Genomic DNA, 14,397 nt, shown 5'->3' on the forward strand with positions numbered 1-14,397 from the left:
GCAGGACGCGGGCATTCAGGATGTATCAGGGGAGATGAAGCGGAAGTACAGCATCCCGCGCCACCGGAAGGGGTAGCGCAGGACCAAGCGGGATCAGGCGCCTTCGTTGTTGCGCTCGTAGGAGGGGCAGCCGTTCTTGCCCCACTTGCCGTCGCACAACTTCCACAGGCAGCTTTCACGGGCGAAGACCGACAGCGCGCTGCATTGCTTGACCTGCTCGGCCAGCGTCGGCACGGCCTGCACTTCGACCACTTCCGGCACCGGTACCACGGCCTGGGCGCGTTCGGCCTTGGCACGGGCATTGGCCAATTGCGCCTCGGCTTCGCGGCGCCGCTGTTCGCGCAGGGCCAGGGCGGCATCCTCGCGGCGGTGGCGGGCCTCGGCGCTGGCACGCTTCTGGGCCAGCAGATGGGCTTTTTCGTCGGCTTCCTGCTGCAGCTGGGCGATCACGTCGGGGCCAGGCGCAAGGTCGCTGGCGGATGGCTCGGCCGTCTCCTGGCTGGCCACCGGCACCACCGGATCGGCCGCGGCGGGCTTGGACAGCGATGGCAATTGCTGCATCACCGGCTTGAGCGCACGTTGCGGCCATTGGGCGCCCAGCCACATGGCCAAGCCGATGATGGCCAAGGTCAGCAGCGACACCAGCAAGGCGCCGCGGGTCGATGCCTGCACCTCGGGTTCGGTCCGCGGACCGCGTGGTCCCCGCCGGGTGGCCGGTGCGGGTTCCTCTTGCACCGCCACGGCGGGCGCTTCGTCCTGGCAAGGCAGGCTGGCGGTGGCGGCCGATGTGGCGACGGCTGCCGTCACGGCGGCGGCTGCGACCGCCGCTGCGGTAATGTGCGAGGCACGGACTTCCAGTTCTTCCTCACTGAGCGCCTGCGGCGACATCAACGGGCGTGTGCCCTCAGCAGGCTCGCTGGCTTCATGCGCCGTATTGGCGTGGCCGGCAGGCTGCGCGCCTTCGTTGGCGCCGCGCCGCTCACGATCTTCCTCTGTACGTTCCAGAACTTGCATTGGAATTCCCCTGTATGCGCTACCGGCCACCCTCCCGGCGGCCCTGGTGTGCTCCCTCACGTCCATGATGGCTGCCTGGTCTCCGGTGTCGGGCGCATGCGCCTCCAGGCGGTTTTGATGCTGCGTTTGTTTTTTGGACGGATGGCTATTTTGCGCCGAAATTTCTGAAAGGCAAAACAAAAATGCCGCTCTGCAAAAAATATCTGCAGCCCAAGCCGGGTGGGACTTGCCGGGCTATTAACAATCCCGCCTCAAACGATGTGCAAAAAGAAACGGCAGCCCGTTGCCGGGGCTGCCGCTTAGCAAAATGACAATAAACTGTGTCAGTCGACGATCTTTTCCAGCGCGAACAGGTCAGCCGGATTTTCGCGCGCACGGACCAGGTGGACCTGGTTGCCATCCACCAGCACTTCGGCCGCCCGGCCACGGGTGTTGTAGTTGGAGGCCATGGTCATGCCGTAGGCGCCGGCCGACATCAGGGCCAGCAGGTCGCCCTCGTGGATGGCCAGTTCGCGCGAGCGGGCCAGCCAGTCGCCGGATTCACACACCGGGCCGACCACATCATAGATGCGGGGCTGGCCGGCGTTTTCCTTCACTGTCTTGACGCCATGCCAGGCTTCGTACATGGCCGGACGCATCAGGTCGTTCATGGCGGCATCGACTACGGCGAAGTTTTTTTCTTCACCATGCTTCAGGTATTGCACCTCGGTGAGCAGCAGGCCGGCATTGCCGACCACCGAGCGGCCCGGCTCGAACATGACCTGGATCGGGCGGCCGTCGTACTTGCCGGCACGCCAGGCATCGACGCGGGCGAACACGCGCGCCAGGTAGTCGCCGATGGCCACCGGCTGCTCGTCGTCATAGCGGATGCCGATGCCGCCGCCGATGTCGAGGTGGTGAATGGGAATACCCTCGGCTTCCAGCGCATCGACCATGTCGATGACCTTGTCCAGCGCTTCCAGCAGCGGCGCGTCATCCAGCAGCTGCGAGCCGATGTGGCAGTCGATGCCGACCACTTCGATGTTGGGCAGGGCGGCCGCTGCACGGTAGCAGTTCAGGGCATCGTCGTAGGCCACGCCGAACTTGTTTTCCTTCAGGCCCGTGGAGATGTAGGGGTGGGTCTTGGCATCCACGTTGGGATTGACGCGCAGCGAGATGCGGGCGCGCTTGCCGAGCGACCCGGCCACCTCGTTCAGGCGCGCCACCTCGGGAATGGATTCGACGTTGAAGCAGAGGATGTCATGTTCCAGCGCCAGCTTCATCTCGTCGCGGCCCTTGCCCACGCCCGAGAAGATCACCTTGCGCGCATCGCCGCCGGCAGCCACCACGCGCAGCAGCTCGCCACCGGAGACGATGTCGAAGCCCGAGCCCAGCTTGCCCAGCAGGTTCAGCACCGCCAGGTTGGAATTGGACTTGACCGAGTAGCACACCAGCGCGCCACCCTTGCCGCCCTGGTCACGGCCTGCCGCGCGGCAGGCATCGGCATAGGCCGAGAAATTCTGCACCAGCGCCGCCTTGGAATAGACGTAGAGCGGGGTACCGAACTGGTCGGCCAGGGCTTGCAGGGAGACGTCTTCGGCGTGCAGCGCGCCATTGCGGTAGGAAAAGTGGGACATGGGGATCCGGAAAAGTCAGCGGAAAAAAGCAGTTCGGTGGAGTCGTCCGGCGCAGTCCCCGCCCTCATCACCGGGGGGACCGGCCGCGTTGCAGCGCGATGTTTCAGCCGGGCATCATCGTTTGGGGGCGTCGGCGGCCGGGGTGTCGCCAGCGGCTGCAGCGGCTCCCGATTGGACGCCCGCCTTGTCCTGGACCGCTGCCGGGGCGGCCGGCTGGGTGCGCACGAACGGGTCCGGCGGCACCTTGGGCATGTACAGCGGGCCTTTCTGGCCACAGCCGGCCAGCATCAGGACGGCGGCGCACAGCGCCAGGGAAGCTGCACAACGGGCGGGAGAATAGTGTGACTTCACGATAAAATGGCGGATTACATCGAAATCTTAGAATGACTTGGAGTGTAGCATGACCGAATCGGAATTCCTGGACCTGGCTGACGCCACCCTCAACGCCATCGAGACGGCCCTGGAAGATGCCTGCGACGCCAGCGACCTGGATGTGGAATGCAGCCGCAGCGGCAACGTGCTGGAAATCGAGTGCGTGGACAATGGCTCCAAGATCATCATCAACAGCCAGGCGCCCATGCAGGAAATGTGGCTGGCCGCGCGTTCCGGGGGCTTCCATTACAAATTCGATGGCAGCCACTGGCTCAATACCCGCGATGGCAGCGAGCTTTACGCCACGCTGTCGGAAGTGGTCAGCAGCCAGGCCGGCGTACCGGTCACCATCAAGCCCTGAAGCGGTGCGGCGCCCGCCTGTGCCCTGCCGCATCCGTGGGGCGCAGCCGGGCAGCTGCCCTGCCTGCTTCACTCGTCCACGTGAATAAATCCGCAGCATCCATGCGTCGATCCCTCCGACATCCTGCCTTCCTGTTCCTGCAGCGCGGCCTGGCGCGCCTGCGCTGGATCCTGGTGCTGACCGTGCTGGCCGTAGCCGCCGCCCTGCTGTTGCCACCGCTGGTGACACGCTTCAACCACGACCACAGCCCCCAGGCCCAGGCCGCCGAGAAAGACATGCAAGCCATCGCCGCCGGCCTGGAACGCTATCGCCAGGACAACGGCCGCTATCCCAGTGCCGCCCAGGGCCTGCTGGCGCTGGTGATCAAGCCCACGCGCGCACCGGTCCCGGCCAACTGGCCCATCGGCGGCTACGTCGAGCGCCTGCCGCGCGACCCCTGGGGCAACTCCTACCAGTACGGCGCCGAGGAAGACGGCAGTGCCTACGAGCTCTACTCCTTCGGCCAGGCCGGACCGGAAGGCGGCGCCGACGGCGACCAGGTCATCCGCCAGCACTGAAGCTGTTTCCTACCCGCACTTGCGCAACGGGGCGGCTCAGGCCGCCCCGTTGCGTTTCATCCCGGCTATCCTGCTTCAGGCCAGATCCGGGAGGGCCGTGCGCAGCCGGTACTGGCGCTGCCGGTAATTGCCTTCCGGCCCGCTGAAACCACAGTCCACGTCGCCGAACAAACGGCTGACGCGATTGATGGCCGCCCGCTGGGCTTCGGTCTGCACGGCGATCAGGCGTCGCTTGCTGCGGGCATGATGGGCGCAGATGTCGACCACCAGGCAATGGCCATAATCGGCCTGCTTGATGTCGATGAGCAGCGCCTCCGGCTTGGTCAGCCCGAAGGTGGCCGCCAGTTCGATACGGGCGCTGAGGAAGGGATTGCTGTTGCGCAGCTTGTCGCTGAGCTGGGCCAGTGCCTGCTGCGCCCATGGCTGGGCAGTCTCCTCGGCCATGAAGGGTCGCAGCGCTTCAGATGCGCTGCGCTCGCCCTGCGCGGCGGCCTGCTGCCACCAGTAGAGCGCCTTCACGTCGTGCATGGGATCGTCGCGGCGATTGCGCCAGAAGATCTGGGCCAGTTCGCACTGGGCCTCGGACAGTCCCGCTTCGGCGGCCTTCTCCAGGTATTGCTGGGCCACCTGCAGGTTGCGCTGCGAATAGATCGAGCGCGAATAAATGCGTGCCAATGCATGCCATGCCTGGGCCGAACCGCCCTCGCCGGCCAGCTGCAGCCAGTGCAGCGCCTTCTTGAAATTGGCCAGGCCCTGCTCCATGAATACGCGGTTGCCGGCGCGGTCGATCTTGGCGCACAGCAGTCCCAGTTCCAGCCGCGCTTCGACGTCGCCGGCCTCGGCCGCCAGTTCGAACAGGCGCATCAGTTGCGACAGCTCCGGCTTGGCCGCGCGTGCCTGCCACTGGCCATAGCGCAGCAGCAGCGTGGCCTCCTCGGCGTTGAGTTGTACCAGGCCGGTGGCATCCCCGTCTTTGTCCAGCTGCGCCAGCGCTGCGCTGTTGCGCTCCATCAGGCGCTTGACGAGCACCACTGCGCCCCGCGCAAAGGCCTCGCCCTGGCCCTGGTTCCATGCTTTGTCCAGCAGCGCGTATTGCGCCTGCTCGATGCCGGCGCGTGCAGCTTCCCGCACCAGCCGTTCTTCCACGGCCGAGGCAGGCAGGCCGGGCACCATGGGCTGGCCGTGACGCTGCATCTGCTGGGCCAGCAACCATTGCGCCTCATGATCGTCGCGGCTGGCCAGCAGGGACAGTGCCGCAATCGCACGCGCATGCGCGTTGCTGTCGAACTGCTCGGTATGCTCCAGCACCAGGCGTGCAAAGATGATGCCGGCCTGCGGCACGCCGGCTTCGAAGGCCTTCTCGTACCAGATGGCCGCTTCCTGCGGCGAAGACAGTTCCTTGACCTGGTCGTAGGTGATGTTGCGGCCGATGATCATCCACGCATCATCCACGCCCTGTTGCGCAGCGCGCCGCAGCCAATAGAAGGCAGTGCCCTTGCTGCGCGGCAGGCCGCTGCCGCCGTTGAGGTAGCGTCGGCCCAGGGCCAGCTGCGCACGCGACTCACCCGCACGCGCGGCCTTGATGACGGCCAGCTCTTCTCTCGTTGCCATGTTCTTTTCCTTTCTCAGCAAATCCGCAGTCGCAAAACTGCAGACGAAAACGTCCCCGCTGGCGCAGCAGGCTGCGTCAGTCCGGTGTGCATCAAAAACTAAGTATTTGGATGCGGATCCGCCACTACGTTTTGGGGCGGTGCGATGCGTGGGTCATGGAAGAGGATGAGCTCGTCACGCATCGAAATAGTGCTCTCATTAGAGCAGTGCGCAGCAAAAAAGTGCGCATAGGCGAGAGCTTATTACGCTTTCTTTACAGCCATCAAGAGCCGCTACCAGTAAGGGTTTCGTCAGCTATTCACGATGTAAAAGCGAGCTTTTTGCGGTGCCACAAAGAGGCGCTCAACATGGCTGCGGCATGCGAGACGCACCAAATTGGATGGGAATGCGAAGTAGAGAAGGGAATGTTCCATGAAAACGGGACATTGGTACCACGCACGAAAAACACTGTTACAAAAACTAACAAAATGAAACGCGTATTGAGCAAGAAAAAAGCGCCGCATGAACCTCATGCGGCGCTTCTTTTGCTCACTTGTGCATCACACTGCGCCGCCGGGAAGACGACGCAGCTCAACTCACATTAGAACTTGTGACGGATACCCACGGCGACGGCGCCTTGGTTGCCATCGGTGCCGGTGCTGTCGGAGACGCCCGGATTGACCATGTCGCTAGCCTTGGTGTAAGCCAGGAAGGCGTACAGGTCGGTGCGCTTGGACAGCCAGTAGTCGGTACCCAGGCTGACTTGGGTCAGCTTGGCCTTGTTGGACACGCCGTCGAAGTTGGCACGGGTGTGGTCAACAGCCGCCAGCAGCTTGAGCGACGGGCTCAGCGAGTAAGCGGTACCGATTTCGTAGATGTCAGCCTTGTTGGAACGGGCCAGGGTGCGGTTGGTCACCGTGGTCAGCGAGCCGACGCCCACTGCGGTCAGGTTGGCCTGGTTGTTCAGGTCTTGCTTGACGCGCGAGTAGTTACCGTACACACGTGCCGGGCCGAACTGGTAGGACGCTGCCACGTTCAGGACCTTCTGTGCGGTATTGCCGGACACGGAGCTCAGGCTGCTCACGCTGGTAGCGTTGGCAGCGGCCAGCAGGGAGGTGTCAGACGGGGTCGAACCAGCCTTGGACTGGTAGTAAGCCACGCCCAGACCCAGGGGGCCGTTGTCGTACTTGCCGCCGACGCCGAAGGACTGGCCAGCCGAGGTTTGACCAGCGGTCTCACCGAAGCCGTACATCAGGTTACCAGTGAAGCCGTTCAGGTTGGCCGTGGTGTAGCTGATGGAGTTGTTGGTACGGGTGCCTTGCAGGCGATCCAGACCGGAACCGGAGTTGCTGACCCAGCCACCGAAGTCGTTGACGGCGGTGTAAGCGGAGATGGTGTCAGCGAAGTCGGTTTGACGACCCACCAGGACGGTACCGAAGTTGCCGGCCAGACCGACCACCGACTTGCGACGGAACAGGGTGTTGCTGGTCTTGGAATCGTCCAGAGCACCGGTATCGTTGGCGAAGCCAGCTTCCAGGTTGAACACAGCCGACAGACCGCCGCCCAGATCTTCAACACCCTTGAAGCCGATACGCGAACCCTGGATGACGCCCGAGTTCAGGCCGAACTTGGTGCCGGTGCCGCCGGTGGCAGTAGCAACCTTGCTTTGGTAGACAACACCGGTATCGACGATACCGTAGATCGTGACGGAGCTTTGCGCATTGGCTGCGCCTGCGAACGCGCCCAGAACGGCGAGTGCCAGCAGAGATTTTTTCATGTGACGTCCTTCTCTAAAAATAGTCTTGAGGATCCGCACTTGCAGTCGGATGGGCAAACATTAATGCTTCTCGCCGCGCATGACTGCACCTTGGTCGATAGAAGTCATTTTTTAGACGGGAGCCAAAGATTGAAATGGCAATTGTTGTATTTTTTTATCGCCAGTTTCGCTCGTACTGATAAGGCCCCGCTTCCACATCGGCCTCCATCAAGGAAAAAGCGCCGGTATCCCTACCGGCGCTTTTCGTCATTTCTAACATTTTGATACATCTTGCCAGCAGAGCTTGCCGGGGCCTCATTCCTTTTCAGGATCACCGACCAGCTTCTTCAACAGATCCGACTTCAGTTGCTGGCGCTGTGCCGAGGCATTCTTGCGATGCGCACCCGCACCACCGGCACGCTGCTGTGCAGCCAGCGCCACCGGATTGCGTGGCTTGGATTGCGATGGCTCGATCCGAAAACTCAACTTCTGCCGTGTTCCCAAGGTCTTGTTGGCCATCGCATTCTCCTTGCCCCAGCGGGCGTCATCACCGCATCGCGTTACAGCACGTAGCGCGACATGTCCTCATCCACGGCCAGCTCGCCCAAGCGCTCGTTGACATAGTCGGCATCGATGCGCAGGCCATCCACACCGGCCTCCCCTGCCGTGAAGGAAATCTCTTCCAGCAGCTTTTCCATCACGGTATAGAGACGGCGAGCACCGATGTTCTCGGTCTTCTCATTGACCGTATGCGAGATCTCGGCCAGGCGCTTGATGCCGCTGTCGGCAAATTCGATCTTCACGCCTTCGGTGGCCAGCAGCGCTTCGTACTGCTTGGTGAGGCAAGCATCGGTGCCGGTCAGGATGCGTTCGAAATCGGCGATCGACAGCGAATCCAGCTCAACGCGAATCGGGAAACGGCCCTGCAATTCCGGGATCAGGTCGGAAGGCTTGGACAGGTGGAATGCACCCGACGCGATGAAGAGGATGTGATCGGTCTTGATCATGCCGTACTTGGTATTGACGGTCGTGCCTTCCACCAGCGGCAGCAGGTCGCGCTGCACGCCGGCACGCGAGACGTCGGCATTGCCATTCTGCGAGCGGGTGGCGATCTTGTCGATCTCATCGAGGAAGACGATGCCGTTCTGCTCGACGTTGGCGATGGCCTTCTGCTTGAGTTCTTCCTCGTTGACCAGCTTGGCCGCTTCTTCCTCGATCAGCAGCTTCATGGCTTCCTTGATCTTGATCTTGCGCGCCTTCTTGCGCTGGTTGCCCAGGCCCGAGAACATGGTCTTGATCTGCTCGGTCATTTCTTCCATGCCCGGCGGTGCCATGATTTCCATCGACGGTGCGGCGTCGTTCAATTCCAGTTCGATCTCGCGATCATCCAGCGCGCCTTCGCGCAGGCGCTTGCGGAAGGTCTGGCGGGTGGTGTTCTTGTCGTCCTTCTCACCGCTGGCACCGCCTTCCGGCGTAAAGCCGAAATCGCGTGCCGGCGGCAGCAGCACGTCCAGGATGCGGTCTTCTGCCGCATCCTCGGCACGGGTGCGCACCTTGCGCGTTTCCAGTTCGCGCGTCTGCTTGATGCCGATGTCGACCAGGTCGCGGATGATGGTGTCCACGTCGCGGCCCACGTAGCCGACTTCGGTGAACTTGGTGGCTTCGATCTTGATGAAGGGCGCATCGGCCAGCTTGGCCAGGCGGCGTGCAATCTCGGTCTTGCCCACGCCGGTGGGGCCGATCATGAGGATGTTCTTGGGCGTGATCTCGTGGCGCAGCGGCTCCTCGATCTGCTGGCGGCGCCAGCGGTTGCGCAGGGCGATGGCCACCGCGCGCTTGGCGCGGGCCTGGCCGACCACATGCTTGTCGAGTTCGGAGACGATTTCCTTGGGAGTCATATTCATGGTGGTGATCTTTTCGCTGTGACGATTCATCGGAGAAATAGGCAGGAAATGCGCACAGTGCGGCTTATTCCAGCGTCTCGATGATGTGGTTCAGGTTGGTGTAGATGCACAGCTCGCCGGCGATGGTCAGCGACTTCTTGACGATCTCGGCAGGCGTCAGCTCGGTGTTCTCATACAAGGCCTTGGCGGCCGATTGTGCATAGCTGCCTCCGGAACCGATGGCGCCGATACCGTCATTGGGCTCGAGCACGTCGCCATTGCCGGTGATGACCAGGGTGGTGTCGCGATCCGCGCACAGCAGCATGGCTTCCAGGCGGCGCAGCATGCGGTCGGTGCGCCAGTCCTTGGCCAGCTCGACCGAGGCGCGCATGAGGTTGCCCTGGTGCTTTTCCAGCTTGGCTTCGAACAAGTCGAGCAGGGTGAAGGCGTCGGCCGTGCCGCCGGCGAAACCGACCAGGACCTTGCCGTGGTAGAGCTTGCGCACCTTGCGCGCACTGCCCTTCATGACGATGTTGCCAAGCGTCACCTGGCCGTCGCCGCCGAGCGCGACCTGGTTGCCGCGACGGACGGAAAGGATGGTGGTGCCGTGAAATTGTTCCATGCTTGCCTCTGTTCAATATGTGCCGGGGGAGCAGCGGAGGGACGTACCGATTCCGCATTCCTGACGAGATGGGGCTGGCCGGCCGGATTGCAAGTCATGCCATCGGGGCGGCCGCCATCCGGGCCAATATTGTACGCGCCAAGAAAAACGGGCGCCCTGGCCACAAGGCCGGGGCGCCCGTCTCAGGTGGCGGGAGCGATTACACCGAAATGGTCATCAGGCTGGCATTGCCGCCGGCGGCCGTGGTGTTGACGCACAAGGCACGTTCGGCCAGCAGGCGCCAGAGCGGAATCGCACCGTCTTCGCTGCACAGGATCAGCGGCACCAGCGCACCTTCCCGGGCGGCCAGGCGCATGCGCCATGCGGCGGCCTGATGGCTGTCCACCAGGGCGGCCTGCAGCGGCTCGGCCTCCAGCTGGCTGGCACGGCGGATGGCCGCACGCACCGGCGCAGGCAGGCCGGCCGGCAACAGCGCCGCGGTGGCTTCGTCGACCACGACCGTATTGCCGGTGGCGAAGGCGGCCGCCAGTTGATTCAAGAGCGTGCCGACGCTGGCGGCCACGCACAGCACCAGGCCGCGCGGGGCGAAGCCCAGGGTATTGCGCTCGCCGGTGGGGCCGGGCAGCAGCAGGCTGCGCTGCAGCAGGCTGTCACCATGATAGCGCTGGCCGCTGGCGGCCAGGCGCTCGTGGCCGTGGGTGCGGGCCCAGTCCAGCAGGCTGTCCAGCAGCGCGTTGGGTACCTGCGCCGGTTGCGCGCGGGTCAGTTCCTCATGCAGTTGCGCATTGCGCTGCAGGCGCTTCAGGTAGAGCGGGCCACCGGCCTTGGGACCGGTGCCGGACTTGCCTTCGCCGCCGAAGGGCTGCACGCCCACGACCGCGCCCACGATATTGCGGTTGACGTAGATGTTGCCCACGTGCGCACGCTGGGCCACGAAATCGATGGTCTCGTCGATGCGCGAATGCACGCCCAGGGTCAGGCCATAGCCGGTGGCATTGATGGCATCGATGAGCTGCGGCAAGGCATCGCGGCGATAGCGCAGCACGTGCAGTACGGGGCCGAAGACTTCCCGCTGCAGTTGCGCCAGGTCGTCGATCTCGATGACGGTCGGGGCCACGAAGGTACCGTGCTGGCAATCCTCGCCCAGCGGCAGCTGGTGCACGGCGCGCGCACTCTTGCGCATGCGCTCGATGTGGGCCAGCAGGTTCTGTTGCGCCTCGGCATCGATGACCGGGCCGATGTCGGTGGAGAGGCGGTCCGGGCGGCCCACGCGCAGTTCAGCCATGGCGCCCTTGAGCATCTCCAGGGTACGGTCGGCGATGTCTTCCTGCAGGCACAGGATGCGCAGGGCCGAGCAACGCTGGCCGGCACTGTCGAAGGCCGAGGACAGCACATCCTGCACGACTTGCTCGGCCAGGGCCGAGGAGTCGACGATGAGCGCATTCTGGCCACCGGTCTCGGCGATCAGCGGGACATCGCCATGTTCGCCGCTGCCATCGCCATCATCATGCTTGCGCTGGGCCAGGGTGCGGTTGATCAATTGCGCCACTTCGGTGGAACCGGTAAAGATCACACCCTTGACGCGCACATCCGAGGTCAGTGCGGCACCCACGGTCTCGCCCCGGCCCGGCAGCAGCTGCAGCGCAGCGCGCGGCACGCCCGCTTCATGCAGCAGTTGTACGGCGCGATGGGCGATCAGCGCGGTCTGCTCGGCCGGCTTGGCCAGCACGACGTTGCCGGCGGCCAGCGCAGCGCTGACCTCGCCGATGAAGATCGCCAACGGGAAGTTCCACGGGCTGATGCAGACCACCGGCCCCCACGCCAGCACGTTGCCGTCGTGACGCGAGGCAATGGAGTAGTAGCGCAGGAAGTCGACCGCCTCGCGCACCTCCGCAATCGCATTGGGCAGCGACTTGCCGGCTTCACGCACGGCCAGTGCCATCAGTTCGGCAATATGTTCTTCCAGCAGGTCGGCCGCGCGTTCCAGCATGGCAGCGCGCTCGGCGGCCGGGGTCGATTGCCATTGCGGGGCATAGTCGGTCGCCGCAGCGAGGGCCGTATTGACATCAGCCACCGTGGCTTCGCTCACCTGCCCCACCACTTCCCGATGATCGGCAGGATTGCGCACCACCTGCGCCGGCTGCGCAGCCAGCTCACCCGCGATCAGCGGGGCCGCCTGCCACTGGTGCCGGGCCATGGAGACGAACAGTTCACCCAGTTGTTGCAGGCGCGATTCATTGGAGAGATCGATGCCCGCCGAATTCTTGCGCTCCTGGCCATACAGCAGATGCGGCAAGGCGATGGCCGGATGCGGCACGCCGCCCTGGGCGCGCACGGTCTCGATGGGATCGGCCACCAGGCGCTCCAGCGGCACGGCCTCATCGACGATCTGGTTGACGAAGGAAGAGTTGGCGCCGTTTTCCAGCAGGCGGCGCACCAGGTAGGCCAGCAGGGTCTGGTGCGACCCCACCGGCGCATAGATGCGGCAGGCCTTGCCCAGGTTCTCGGCACCAACCACCTGGTCGTACAGGGTCTCGCCCATGCCGTGCAGGCACTGGAATTCGTAGTTGTCGACCTGGTGCTGCTTGGCCCAGTGATAGATCGCTGCCAGCGTGTGGGCATTGTGTGTGGCGAACTGCGGATAGATGACGTCGGTGGCCGCCAGCAGTTTCTGCGCGCAGGTCAGGTAGGACAGGTCGGTGTGCACCTTGCGGGTGTAGACCGGATAGCCTTCCAGGCCATCGACCTGGGCGCGCTTGATTTCGCTGTCCCAATAAGCGCCCTTGACCAGGCGGATCATCAGTCGGCGGCCGTTGCGGCGGGCCAGGTCGACCAGGTAGTCGATGACGAAGGGGCAGCGCTTCTGGTAGCCCTGCACCACGAAGCCCAGGCCGTCGAAGCCGGCCAGGTCGGGGTCGGCCACCAGTGCTTCCATCATGTCCAGCGACAGTTCGAGGCGGTCGGCTTCTTCGGCGTCGATGTTCAGGCCAATGTTGTATTGCTTGGCCAGCAGCAGCAACTGCTTCAGGCGCGGCAGCAGTTCACCCATCACGCGTGCATGCTGCGCGCGCGAGTAGCGCGGATGCAGGGCCGAGAGCTTGACCGAGATGCCCGGGCCATCCTTGATGCCGCGGCCGTTGGAGGCGCGGCCGATGGCGTGGATGGCGGTCTCGTAGGACTGGTAGTAGGCGTCGGCGTCGTGCATGGTCAGGGCGGCTTCGCCCAGCATGTCGTAGGAATAGCGATAGCCGCGCTTTTCGTTGTCGCGGCTGCTTTCCAGCGCTTCTTCGATGGTCTGGCCGGTCACGAACTGGTTGCCCAGCATGCGCATGGCCAGGTCCACGCCCTTGCGGATAAGCGGCTCGCCGCCCTTGCCGATCAGGCGCGTGATGGCTTGCGTGAGGCCGCTTTCGCTGCTGGTGGAGACCAGCTTGCCGGTGATGAGCAGGCCCCAGGTAGCGGCATTGACGAACAGCGAAGGAGATTCGCCGAGGTGCTTGCGCCAATCGCCCTTGCTGATCTTGTCGGCGATGAGGCGATCGGCAGTCTGGCGGTCGGGGATGCGCAGCAGCGCTTCGGCCAGGCACATCAGCGCCACGCCTTCTTCGGAGGACAGCGAGAATTCATGCATCAGCGCATCCACGCCGGAGGACCGGGTGCGCTTCTCGCGCACCTGCTGCACCAGCTTCTTGGCCAGTTGCTGGGTGGCATCCTTCCAGGGTTGCTGGCCCTGCACCTGCTGCAGGAGCCATTGCACGGCCTCGCGCTCGTCGCGGCGATAGGCGGCGGTGATGGCCGCACGCAGCGGGCTGGGGGCCGGCAGCAACTCGGCCTGGAAAGTGCCAAAAGGCAGGCTGGAAGCGGAGGCCGCAGGGGCGGCGGAGGCGACGGTGGTCATGGTCTGGAGTCGAAATGGGATGGAAATGGGCTACCGGATTCTATGTGCTTGATGCCAATATTAATTCTGTATTTCAGGCATCTATCCAATATTTAATTCGGTAACTATAGTTTTTACGAACTTTAATTTTCCATATGATGCCAATATGCTCCGCCTGCGCAGCACTGTCGCGGCTTGGCGGGCGGCAAGCCCCTTGGGCCGCATTCGCCGCGGGCAGGCGCGGTGTCTGCACGTTGTCCGTTCCTTTGCTGGCCGCCGAAGGTGATGCATGTCGAGGCGATGAGCATTCATCCAAATGATGTACTCAGTCTCAAAGCAAAAAAGCGCAGCCGAGGCTGCGCTTTTTTCGTTGATACATCAGATGCATCACATACATCACATACATCACATACATCACAAATGATTTATATCATTTACGAATTAATGACTGAATGAATCAACGAATTGAATCATTGACGAATCGACTCAACCCTCACCCAGATAAGCCGCCTTCACCCGCGGATCATCCAACATCTGCTGCGCCTGCCCTTCCATGGTGATCAGGCCCGACTCCATCACATAACCGCGATGCGCCGCCTGCAGCGCCAGCTTGGCGTTCTGCTCCACCAGCAGGATGGTGATCCCCTGCGCCGACACGTTGCGGATCACTTCAAAGATCTTCTCCACCATGATCGGCGACAGGCCCATCGACGGTTCATCCAGCAGCAACAGCTTGGGATGGCTCATCA

The 14,397-nt window shown here is 63.5% G+C and carries 12 protein-coding genes and 1 pseudogene; 3 read left to right on the plus strand and 10 right to left on the minus strand.

Annotated features, from left to right (window positions below; all coding sequences use genetic code 11):
• Positions 1-93: 93 nt before the first annotated feature.
• The 3 genes from FYB76_RS23675 to FYB76_RS23685 all read right to left on the minus strand — a co-directional run bounded on the left by FYB76_RS23675 (position 94) and on the right by FYB76_RS23685 (position 2,981).
• Positions 94-1,014, minus strand: a complete 921-nt coding sequence (locus tag FYB76_RS23675) for a phage tail protein (protein ID WP_154135267.1) — start codon at positions 1,012-1,014, stop codon at positions 94-96.
• Positions 1,015-1,337: 323 nt separating this feature from the next.
• On the minus strand, positions 1,338-2,630 hold the full coding sequence (gene lysA, locus FYB76_RS23680; protein ID WP_154135268.1) for a diaminopimelate decarboxylase: 1,293 nt from the start codon (positions 2,628-2,630) through the stop codon (positions 1,338-1,340).
• Positions 2,631-2,744: 114 nt separating this feature from the next.
• Positions 2,745-2,981, minus strand: coding sequence for a lipoprotein (locus tag FYB76_RS23685; RefSeq protein WP_284076637.1), 237 nt, complete (start codon positions 2,979-2,981; stop codon positions 2,745-2,747).
• Positions 2,982-3,030: 49 nt separating this feature from the next.
• Between FYB76_RS23685 and cyaY the strand changes: the two genes are divergently transcribed.
• Both cyaY and gspG read left to right on the plus strand, forming a co-directional pair.
• Positions 3,031-3,363 (plus strand): iron donor protein CyaY, encoded by a 333-nt coding sequence (cyaY, locus tag FYB76_RS23690; RefSeq protein WP_088755766.1) that lies wholly within the window; start codon positions 3,031-3,033, stop codon positions 3,361-3,363.
• Between the two features lie 101 nt (positions 3,364-3,464).
• Positions 3,465-3,920: a type II secretion system major pseudopilin GspG gene (gene gspG, locus FYB76_RS23695; RefSeq protein WP_088755765.1), complete on the plus strand. Its 456-nt coding sequence runs from the start codon at positions 3,465-3,467 to the stop codon at positions 3,918-3,920.
• 75 nt (positions 3,921-3,995) lie between these two features.
• Here gspG and FYB76_RS23700 read toward each other — a convergent pair whose 3' ends face one another.
• Entirely contained in the window at positions 3,996-5,531 is a 1,536-nt protein-coding gene (locus tag FYB76_RS23700; protein ID WP_154135269.1) for an SEL1-like repeat protein, read from the minus strand.
• A 155-nt stretch (positions 5,532-5,686) separates the two neighbouring features.
• Here FYB76_RS23700 and FYB76_RS23705 point away from each other — a divergent pair, with 155 nt between their 5' ends.
• Positions 5,687-6,115: a hypothetical protein gene (locus FYB76_RS23705; RefSeq protein ID WP_154135270.1), complete on the plus strand. Its 429-nt coding sequence runs from the start codon at positions 5,687-5,689 to the stop codon at positions 6,113-6,115.
• Here FYB76_RS23705 and FYB76_RS23710 read toward each other — a convergent pair.
• The 6 genes and pseudogenes from FYB76_RS23710 to FYB76_RS23735 form a co-directional block, all read right to left on the minus strand.
• A complete protein-coding gene (locus tag FYB76_RS23710) occupies positions 6,112-7,287 on the minus strand; it encodes a porin (RefSeq protein WP_154135271.1) in 1,176 nt (391 codons plus the stop codon). The genes FYB76_RS23705 and FYB76_RS23710 overlap by 4 nt on opposite strands.
• Before the next feature lie 294 nt (positions 7,288-7,581).
• Entirely contained in the window at positions 7,582-7,785 is a 204-nt protein-coding gene (locus FYB76_RS23715; RefSeq protein WP_088755762.1) for a hypothetical protein, read from the minus strand.
• A gap of 41 nt (positions 7,786-7,826) precedes the next feature.
• A complete protein-coding gene (hslU, locus tag FYB76_RS23720) occupies positions 7,827-9,170 on the minus strand; it encodes an ATP-dependent protease ATPase subunit HslU (RefSeq protein ID WP_088755899.1) in 1,344 nt (447 codons plus the stop codon).
• Between the two features lie 64 nt (positions 9,171-9,234).
• Positions 9,235-9,771 (minus strand): ATP-dependent protease subunit HslV, encoded by a 537-nt coding sequence (gene hslV, locus FYB76_RS23725; protein WP_145605824.1) that lies wholly within the window; start codon positions 9,769-9,771, stop codon positions 9,235-9,237.
• A gap of 199 nt (positions 9,772-9,970) precedes the next feature.
• Positions 9,971-13,669, minus strand: coding sequence for a trifunctional transcriptional regulator/proline dehydrogenase/L-glutamate gamma-semialdehyde dehydrogenase (gene putA / locus FYB76_RS23730; RefSeq protein ID WP_154135272.1), 3,699 nt, complete (start codon positions 13,667-13,669; stop codon positions 9,971-9,973).
• A 465-nt stretch (positions 13,670-14,134) separates the two neighbouring features.
• A pseudogene (locus FYB76_RS23735) lies at positions 14,135-14,397 on the minus strand (ABC transporter ATP-binding protein); the annotation flags it as partial.

It is taken from the genome of Herbaspirillum sp. CAH-3 (assembly GCF_009668275.1).
GTDB classification, from domain to species: Bacteria; Pseudomonadota; Gammaproteobacteria; order Burkholderiales; family Burkholderiaceae_D; genus Herbaspirillum; species Herbaspirillum aquaticum.

Bases quoted from the DNA above. Each gene is read 5' to 3' on its own strand.
- FYB76_RS23675 (WP_154135267.1), bottom strand. From the start codon at position 1,014: ATGCAAGTTCTGGAACGTACAGAGGAAGATCGTGAGCGGCGCGGCGCC.
- FYB76_RS23700 (WP_154135269.1), bottom strand. From the start codon at position 5,531: ATGGCAACGAGAGAAGAGCTGGCCGTCATCAAGGCCGCGCGTGCGGGT.
- FYB76_RS23705 (WP_154135270.1), top strand. From the start codon at position 5,687: ATGGAAGAGGATGAGCTCGTCACGCATCGAAATAGTGCTCTCATTAGA.
- hslV (WP_145605824.1), bottom strand. From the start codon at position 9,771: ATGGAACAATTTCACGGCACCACCATCCTTTCCGTCCGTCGCGGCAAC.
- putA (WP_154135272.1), bottom strand. From the start codon at position 13,669: ATGACCACCGTCGCCTCCGCCGCCCCTGCGGCCTCCGCTTCCAGCCTG.
- hslU (WP_088755899.1), bottom strand. From the start codon at position 9,170: ATGAATATGACTCCCAAGGAAATCGTCTCCGAACTCGACAAGCATGTG.
- lysA (WP_154135268.1), bottom strand. From the start codon at position 2,630: ATGTCCCACTTTTCCTACCGCAATGGCGCGCTGCACGCCGAAGACGTC.
- FYB76_RS23710 (WP_154135271.1), bottom strand. From the start codon at position 7,287: ATGAAAAAATCTCTGCTGGCACTCGCCGTTCTGGGCGCGTTCGCAGGC.
- cyaY (WP_088755766.1), top strand. From the start codon at position 3,031: ATGACCGAATCGGAATTCCTGGACCTGGCTGACGCCACCCTCAACGCC.
- FYB76_RS23715 (WP_088755762.1), bottom strand. From the start codon at position 7,785: ATGGCCAACAAGACCTTGGGAACACGGCAGAAGTTGAGTTTTCGGATC.
- gspG (WP_088755765.1), top strand. From the start codon at position 3,465: ATGCGTCGATCCCTCCGACATCCTGCCTTCCTGTTCCTGCAGCGCGGC.